This is a genomic window from Actinoplanes sp. NPDC019969, from assembly GCF_055562375.1.
Genome location: NZ_JBVHFK010000017.1, coordinates 142,096 through 149,006, shown reverse-complemented (window position 1 = coordinate 149,006; position 6,911 = coordinate 142,096). Strand labels below are relative to the sequence as shown.

Annotated in this window: 6 protein-coding genes and 1 rRNA gene; 5 read left to right on the top strand and 2 right to left on the bottom strand. The window is 73.5% G+C overall.

What is annotated here, in order from left to right; genetic code table 11:
• The 4 genes from rrf to ACZ3II_RS38570 all read left to right on the top strand — a co-directional run.
• A 5S ribosomal RNA gene (gene rrf, locus ACZ3II_RS38585) occupies window positions 1-86 on the top strand; the annotation flags it as partial.
• A 1,726-nt stretch (window positions 87-1,812) separates the two neighbouring features.
• Window positions 1,813-2,700, top strand: coding sequence for a tetratricopeptide repeat protein (locus ACZ3II_RS38580; RefSeq protein WP_465524871.1), 888 nt, complete (start codon window positions 1,813-1,815; stop codon window positions 2,698-2,700).
• Window positions 2,697-3,701 carry an HAD-IIA family hydrolase gene (locus ACZ3II_RS38575; protein ID WP_465524853.1) on the top strand — a complete coding sequence of 335 codons (1,005 nt, stop codon included), beginning with the start codon at window positions 2,697-2,699 and terminating at the stop codon, window positions 3,699-3,701. The genes ACZ3II_RS38580 and ACZ3II_RS38575 overlap by 4 nt, the downstream gene beginning before the upstream one ends.
• A 161-nt stretch (window positions 3,702-3,862) precedes the next feature.
• Window positions 3,863-4,867, top strand: a complete 1,005-nt coding sequence (locus ACZ3II_RS38570; RefSeq protein ID WP_465524851.1) for a calcium-binding protein — start codon at window positions 3,863-3,865, stop codon at window positions 4,865-4,867.
• Between the two features lie 108 nt (window positions 4,868-4,975).
• Here ACZ3II_RS38570 and ACZ3II_RS38565 read toward each other — a convergent pair whose 3' ends face one another.
• Together ACZ3II_RS38565 and ACZ3II_RS38560 are read right to left on the bottom strand one after the other, a co-directional pair.
• The gene (locus ACZ3II_RS38565; RefSeq protein ID WP_465524849.1) at window positions 4,976-5,260 is read right to left on the bottom strand and encodes a hypothetical protein; all 285 of its coding nucleotides are present in this window, start codon (window positions 5,258-5,260) and stop codon (window positions 4,976-4,978) included.
• A gap of 182 nt (window positions 5,261-5,442) precedes the next feature.
• Complete coding sequence (locus ACZ3II_RS38560; protein ID WP_465524847.1) at window positions 5,443-5,781, bottom strand: SCP2 sterol-binding domain-containing protein; 339 nt, start codon at window positions 5,779-5,781, stop codon at window positions 5,443-5,445.
• A 96-nt stretch (window positions 5,782-5,877) separates the two neighbouring features.
• Between ACZ3II_RS38560 and ACZ3II_RS38555 the strand changes: the two genes are divergently transcribed.
• Window positions 5,878-6,909, top strand: coding sequence for a phasin family protein (locus ACZ3II_RS38555; protein WP_465524845.1), 1,032 nt, complete (start codon window positions 5,878-5,880; stop codon window positions 6,907-6,909).
• Window positions 6,910-6,911 lie beyond the last annotated feature (2 nt).

Sequence of the window (6,911 nt, the reverse complement as noted above, 5' to 3'; positions counted from 1 at the left end):
GTTACATTCCGAACCCGGTAGCTAAGCCCTCCAGCGCCGATGGTACTGCACTCGGGAGGGTGTGGGAGAGTAGGACGCCGCCGGACTCAACGTGATCGGTCGAGGGCCGCCCCACCATGGGGTCGGCCCTCGACTGCGTTTGTGGGCAGATCCCCTAGTAACTTTGTGTGTCGAGAACAGCGTGTGTCGGAGCAGGGCCACTCGGGCCTCGGTAACCCGCCGCCGTACTGGAAGGAATGATCCGTGACTACAGGACCGCAGGACAGCGGCTCCAGCAACCGCGACGACGACCGTCGTTCCGGAGGCGGTCGCGACGGAGGCGGCGAGCGCCGGGGTGACCGTGGCGGCTATCAGGGTGGCGGTGACCGCGGCGGGTTCCGTGGTGGTGACCGGGACCGTGGCGGCTTCCGCAGTGACAGCCGGGGTGGTGACCGCGGCGGGTTCCGTGGTGGCGACCGTGACCGTGGCGGCTATCAGGGCGGTGGCGACCGGGGTGGATTCCGTGGTGGCGACCGCGACCGCGGGGGCTACCAGGGCGGTGGTGACCGCGGCGGATTCCGTGGTGGCGACCGGGACCGTGGCGGCGACCGCGGCGGTTACCAGGGTGGCGGTGACCGCGGTGGGTTCCGCGGTGGCGACCGTCGTCCGGGTGGTGACCGTCCGGGCTACCAGGGTGGCGGTGACCGGGGCGGGTTCCGTGGCGGTGACCGTGGCGTCGAGCGTGGCGGCTACCAGGGCGGTGGCGAGCGGGGCGGCTTCCGTGGTGGCGATCGTCCGCAGGGTGGCGGCTACCAGGGTGGCGGTGACCGCGGTGGGTTCCGTGGTGGCGACCGGGACCGTGGCGGCTACCAGGGCGGCGACCGTCGTCCGAGCGGTGACCGTCCGGGCTACCAGGGTGGCGGCTTCCGCAGTGACGACCGGGGACGCGCCGGCGGTGACCGTCCGGGTTACCAGGGCGGTGGCGACCGCGGCGGGTTCCGTGGTGGTGACCGTGACCGTGGCGGCTACCAGGGCGGCGACCGTCGTCCGAGCGGTGACCGTCCGGGTTATCAGGGTGGCGGTGACCGCGGTGGGTTCCGTGGTGGCGATCGTCCGCAGGGTGGCGGCTACCAGGGTGGCGGCGACCGCGGTGGGTTCCGCGGTGGCGACCGTCGTCCGGGTGGTGACCGTCCGGGTTACCAGGGTGGCGGTGACCGCGGTGGGTTCCGTGGCGGTGACCGTGACCGTGGCGGCTACCAGGGCGGTGGCGACCGGGGCGGCTTCCGTGGTGGCGACCGTCCGCAGGGTGGCGGCTACCAGGGCGGCGACCGTCGGCCGAGCGGTGACCGTCCGGGCTACCAGGGTGGCGGCGACCGCGGCGGGTTCCGCGGTGGCGACCGTCCGGGCTACCAGGGTGGCGGTGACCGCGGTGGGTTCCGTGGCGGTGACCGTGACCGTGGCGGCTACCAGGGCGGTGGCGACCGGGGCGGCTTCCGTGGCGGCGACCGTCCGCAGGGTGGCGGCTACCAGGGCGGCGACCGTCGGCCGAGCGGTGACCGTCCGGGCTACCAGGGTGGCGGCGACCGCGGTGGATTCCGCGGGGGTGACCGTGACCGGGGCGGCTACCAGGGTGGCGGCGACCGCGGCGGGTTCCGTGGTGGCGACCGCGACCGTGGCGGCTACCAGGGCCGTGACGACCGGGGTGGATTCCGCGGTGACAACGGTGAACGGCCGCAGGACCGGGACGACAGCGGGCAGGCGCCGTTCGAGGCTCCGGAGATCCCCGAGGAGATCACCGCGCTCGACCTCGACGAGGAGGTGCGCGGCGAGCTGGTGAGCCTGGCGCGGGACGTCTCCGACAAGGTCGCGCGGCACCTGGTCGCGGCCGGCACGATCATCGACGAGGACTCCGAGCTGGCGCTCAAGCACGCGATCGCGGCGCGGCGGCTCGCCTCGCGGATCGCGGTGGTGCGGGAGGCAGTCGGGCTTGCGGCGTACGCGGCCGGCGACTGGACGACCGCCATCGCGGAACTGCGCACCTACCACCGGATGACCGGACGGCAGACGCACCTGGCCGAGCTGGCCGACTGCGAGCGGGCGCTGGGCCGTCCGGAGCGGGCCATCGACCTGTTCCGTGGCGCGGACGTCGCGAAGCTGGAGAAGGCCGGCGCCATCGAGCTGCTGATCGTGGCGGCGGGCGCCCGGACCGACCTGGGCCAGCACGACGCGGCAGTGGCGATGCTGCAGGTCAAGGAGCTGACCGCGGACGAGGACGCCGAGTGGGCGGCGCGGCTGCGGTACGCGTACGCCGACGCTCTCCTGGCAGCCGGTCGTCGTGAGGAGGCGCGGGAGTGGTTCGCCCGGGCCGCCGCCGCTGACGAGGACCAGGTCACCGACGCGGCCGAGCGGCTGCTCGAGCTCGACGGCGTCACCATCGAGGGCGACGAGCCCGACGAGGACGAGGACGACGACGAGGCGGCCGGGAACGACGCGTCGGCCGAGGCCGGCGACCAGGACGAGGACGACCTCGACGCCGAGGACGACCTCGAGGACGACGAAGACGAGGACGACGAGGACGAGCGGGGTTCGGTGGGTGTCGCGGACACCGACGTGAACACCGACGGGCTCGACGGCGACGAGAAGGACGTCCCGGTGGTCACCGCATCGCCGGCCGCCGACGTCACGGTGGACAGGGACGAGGAGCAGAAGCCGCAGGCATGAGCGATCACCTCGCCGGCGGCTACGACCTGGTCATCTTCGACCTGGACGGTGTCGTCCTCCTGATCGACAAGCCGATCCCGGGTGCGGCGGAGGCGGTGGAGCGGCTGCGGGCCGGTTCGACGCCGATCGCCTACGCGACGAACAACGCGTCCCGCCGGGCCGGCGAGGTGGCCGATCTGCTGAACGGCATGGGTGTGAGCGCGGAACCGGCCGAGGTGCTGACCTCGGCCGGCGCCGCGGCCGCCCTGCTCGCCGAGCGCCTGCCGGCCGGTGCGAAAGTGCTGGTGGTGGGCGCTGCGGCGCTTCGGGACGAGGTCCGCGACGCGGGCCTCGTCCCGGTCACGGAGCTTTCGGACGAGCCGGTCGCGGTGGTCCAGGGGTACGGGCCCGAGGTCGGCTGGAAGATCCTGGCCGAGGCGGCGCTGGCGGTACGGGCCGGGGCGACCTGGTTCGCCACCAACACCGACCGCACCCTGCCGAGCCCGCGCGGCCCGCTGCCGGGTAACGGCTCGCTGGTCGCGGTGCTGCGGACCGCCCTGGACCGGGACCCGGACGTGGTCGTCGGCAAACCGCAGCCGGGACTGTTCCGGACCGCGGCGACCCTCTCCGGAGCCCAGCGGCCGCTCGCCGTCGGGGACCGGCTCGACACCGACATCCAGGGCGCCGTCACCGCCGGTGTCGACAGCCTGCTGGTGCTCACCGGTGTCAGCGGCCCGGCCGACCTGCTGGCCGCGCCCGCGGACCGGCGGCCGACGTTCGTGTCCGCCGACCTGTCCGGGCTGTTCCGCCCGGCCGACGACGCCCGGGTGCCCGCATCCGGTGGTGAGTCCGGCGGCTGGCGGGTCACCCGCGACGGCGACCGGGCGGTTCTCGCCGGCTCCGGTGACCCGGTGACGGCGTTGCGGCTGCTCTGCGCGGTCACCTGGGAGGGTGTGGCGCCGGAAGCGATCACCGGGGACTCCCCGGAGGCCGGTGAACTGCTCCACTCCTGGGGCCTCTGACCCGGAGATAGACGTACGGTGGCGCCGGTCCCTCCTGGTGGAGGGGCCGGCGCCATTGTCGTATCCGGTCGTTATCTTGTCGTTACCCGGATCCGAGAACCACCGCGTCTCCGGCCGCATCGCACCTGATGTCGAAGCGATCGGCCAAGCGGGGGGATCTCATGAAATTCAATGTCAAGGTGCTTGCCGTCGCGGGGGCGGTCGTCTCCTGCGCGTCGTTCCTGCCGGCGCCGGCTCAGGCCGCGGCCACGACGGCCGGGACCGCCCGGGTCGTCGACGGTGACGCGGTGCACTTCACTGCGGCCCGCGGGGTGGTCAACGACCTCGTCGTGACCCGTTCGGGGAAGGTCGTGACGCTCGACGACCGGGTCGCCATCAAGGCCGGCCCCGGATGTGTGGCGGTTCCGGGTGACGTGACCCGGGTGCGATGCACGGCGTCGAAGGCGGCCAGGTTCGCCATTCTTGATCTCTCCGACCGCGACGACCGGTTCGTCAACCGGGCCGGCATGTTCGCCGACGTCCGCGGTGGAGCGGGCAACGACCGGCTCACCGGCGGCGCGGGCTACGACCAGCTGGACGGCGGCAGCGGCAACGACGTCGTGACCGGAGGCGGCGGCAGCGACGCCCTGAGCGGCGGTGTGGGCAACGACTTCCTCGACGGCGGCGCCGGCGACGACAGTCTCAACGCCGACGCCGGCCGGGACGTGCTCCGCGGGGGGACCGGGCGGGACCTGGCCTACTACGGCTCCCGCACCACACCCGTGCACATCGACATGGACGGGGCCAAGGGTGACGACGGCGCCCGTGGCGAGGGGGACAGCGTCAGCGCGGACGTCGAGGACCTCATCGGCGGGCGCGGCGCGGACCGGCTGATCGGCAACGCCGCGGGCAACCGGATCTCCGGCGGGTACGGCAACGACTACATCGCCGGCGGTACGGGCCACGACATCCTCGTCGGCCAGTCCGGCAACGACACGATCCGGGGCGACGCCGGGGACGACCACCTCATCGGGGAGCAGGACCCGCGCGCGTCGGACCCGGAAGGCAACCTGTCCGACAACCCGAAGGCCCGCGACCACCTCCACGGGGGCACGCAGGCGCGGCGGGGCGACATCTGTGACGCCGGCGCCTACAGCAAGCAGGTGGGCTGCGAGATCCGCCGCTGATTCGCACAGGCGGGTGGAGTCCGGCGGGGGCGGCTCACGGCGTACCGGAGAAAGTCTTTGAACGGGGGGATGCGGCCCGGGCCTGTGCGGTCCGGGCCGCGTCGTTTGTCAGCGGTGGTGCATGCGGGTCAGGTCGGCCAGCAGATGGGAGGCGCTGTGGGCGCCGTCGTCCGCCGGATGCGCGGACGTGGGACCGGCCGGGCGCGGCTGATAGTGGCGGCGCTTCGGGAGCGGGGCGTCGCGGTCGATGTGCAGAAGACCGTCGACGAAGGCGAGGACGGGGCCGCTCATCCAGTCGAAGGCGGGTACGGACACCTGCTCGGCGCGCTCGTGCACGTTGGCGGTGGTCAGCGTGGCGTCGAAGCGCGGGAGACCGGGGTGGGCATGCTTCATGATCCCTCCCTGGGAAGGGCCGGCACGACCGCCGGCCGTCGGGTTCCCTCAATCCCATCGTGGCACCGTTCGTGGCGGGAAGGGCTCTCCTCGCGCCTTTTGCCTCACCGGGTCGAGCGGGATCGTTGAACTCTCCGGCCGGTTGTGCCCGTATCCCCGGGCACAACCGGTGACGCCGTCCGTCAGAGGAGCTTGCGGAGCTTGAGCAGATCGAACGGGTTCGCCTTGATGGAGATCTGCCGGGCGGCCAGCGCCCGGGTGATGTCCAGCTCGCCGCGGACCAGGGCGATCAGATTGTCACCGGTGGTGACCAGGGCGATCTTTGCTTTCGGGTCGTCGCCGTCGGCGATGTCGACCAGCCGGCCGCCGGTGATCCGCCCATGGAAGGCGGCGCCGAGATCGGTGATGCGGCAGGCGAGGGTACGGTCCAGATCGAGCTTGCCGCGCGCCTCGGCGTTGGCGTCGAGTTTCGCGGCGAGATCGTGCAGGGCTTGGCGGCAGTCGTCCACGGTGGTGGCCATGTGGCCATCCTCCCTCACGACACCAGCACGGTACCCCAGGAGAATCCCGGAGGTGCCCGGTAGCGTGGCACCCGACGCGGCGAGAGGAGGCGGGACATGCCTGAGGCATGGCGGGCTTATCTGGACCTGGCACTCGGCTTGACGGAGGCCCCCCGGAAGAGGGCGCAGCAGGTCGCCGGGGAGTTGCTGACCCGGGGCGGCGCCACGGCGGCGCAGGTGCAGGGCCTGGTGGAGGACCTGTTGTCGGCGAGCCTGGCGAACCGGGAGGCGCTGACGAACATCGTCCGCTACGAGGTGGACCGGGCGCTCGGGCGGGTGGGACTCGCCACCGCCGACGAGGTGTCCGATCTGACGTCGCGGGTGCACGACCTGGAGCGCCAGCTGCGGGAGGCGCGGTCGGGATCGCCGGCGCCGGCCCCCGTCACGAAGGCGGTGGCGAAGAAGGCCGTCACGCCGAAGCCGAACGCGATGCCGGCGGCGGCGCTCAGCCCGGCCGCCGAGCCGGCGCCGACGGTGGCGCCGGTCAAGCGGGCCCGGGCGAAGCAGGCCGCGGCTCCCGCTAAGAAAGCCCCGGCCCCGGCGGCCAAGAAGGCGCCGGCCTCGGCCGTTGAGCAGGCCCCGGCCACGAAGGCGCCGGCCAAGCGGGCGCCACGGAAGGCAGCCGGTCCGGTCGCGGAGGCGGCGTCTGCGCCGGTCCCCGAGGCTACGGCTCCGGCGAGAACAGCCTCTGCGGAAACGACATCGGCTCCCCTGAAGAAGGCTCCCGTCAAGAAGGCCGCCGTGAAGCAGGCGCCGGTGAAGCGGCCGCCCGTGACGGCTGTGCCGTTCGTCGAGCCGGTGCCGAGCGTGTCGCGGCCGGGCGGGACCGTGCCGGCGCCGAGCGTGTCGCAGCCGGGCGGGACCGTGCCGGCGCCGGTGAGCCCGGTGACCGCTGCCGCCGCCGCGACCGAGCTGCCGCCCGCGCCCCGGAAGACCGCGCCCCGTCGGCGGACCCCGGCGAAGGCCACCGAGCCCGAGCCGCGGAAGGCCACCGGACGGCGGGCCGCACCGCGGAAGACCGCGCAGGTGCCCGCGCAGCCGAAACCGGCCGGCGACAGCGTCAGTACGACCGAGAGCACGGAGGCGTGACG

What these genes read in the sequence shown, in the direction of transcription:
- ACZ3II_RS38555 (WP_465524845.1), top strand. Translation starts at nt 5,878, where the DNA reads ATGCCTGAGGCATGGCGGGCTTATCTGGACCTGGCACTCGGCTTGACG.
- ACZ3II_RS38570 (WP_465524851.1), top strand. Translation starts at nt 3,863, where the DNA reads ATGAAATTCAATGTCAAGGTGCTTGCCGTCGCGGGGGCGGTCGTCTCC.
- ACZ3II_RS38575 (WP_465524853.1), top strand. Translation starts at nt 2,697, where the DNA reads ATGAGCGATCACCTCGCCGGCGGCTACGACCTGGTCATCTTCGACCTG.
- ACZ3II_RS38560 (WP_465524847.1), bottom strand. Translation starts at nt 5,781, where the DNA reads ATGGCCACCACCGTGGACGACTGCCGCCAAGCCCTGCACGATCTCGCC.
- ACZ3II_RS38565 (WP_465524849.1), bottom strand. Translation starts at nt 5,260, where the DNA reads ATGAAGCATGCCCACCCCGGTCTCCCGCGCTTCGACGCCACGCTGACC.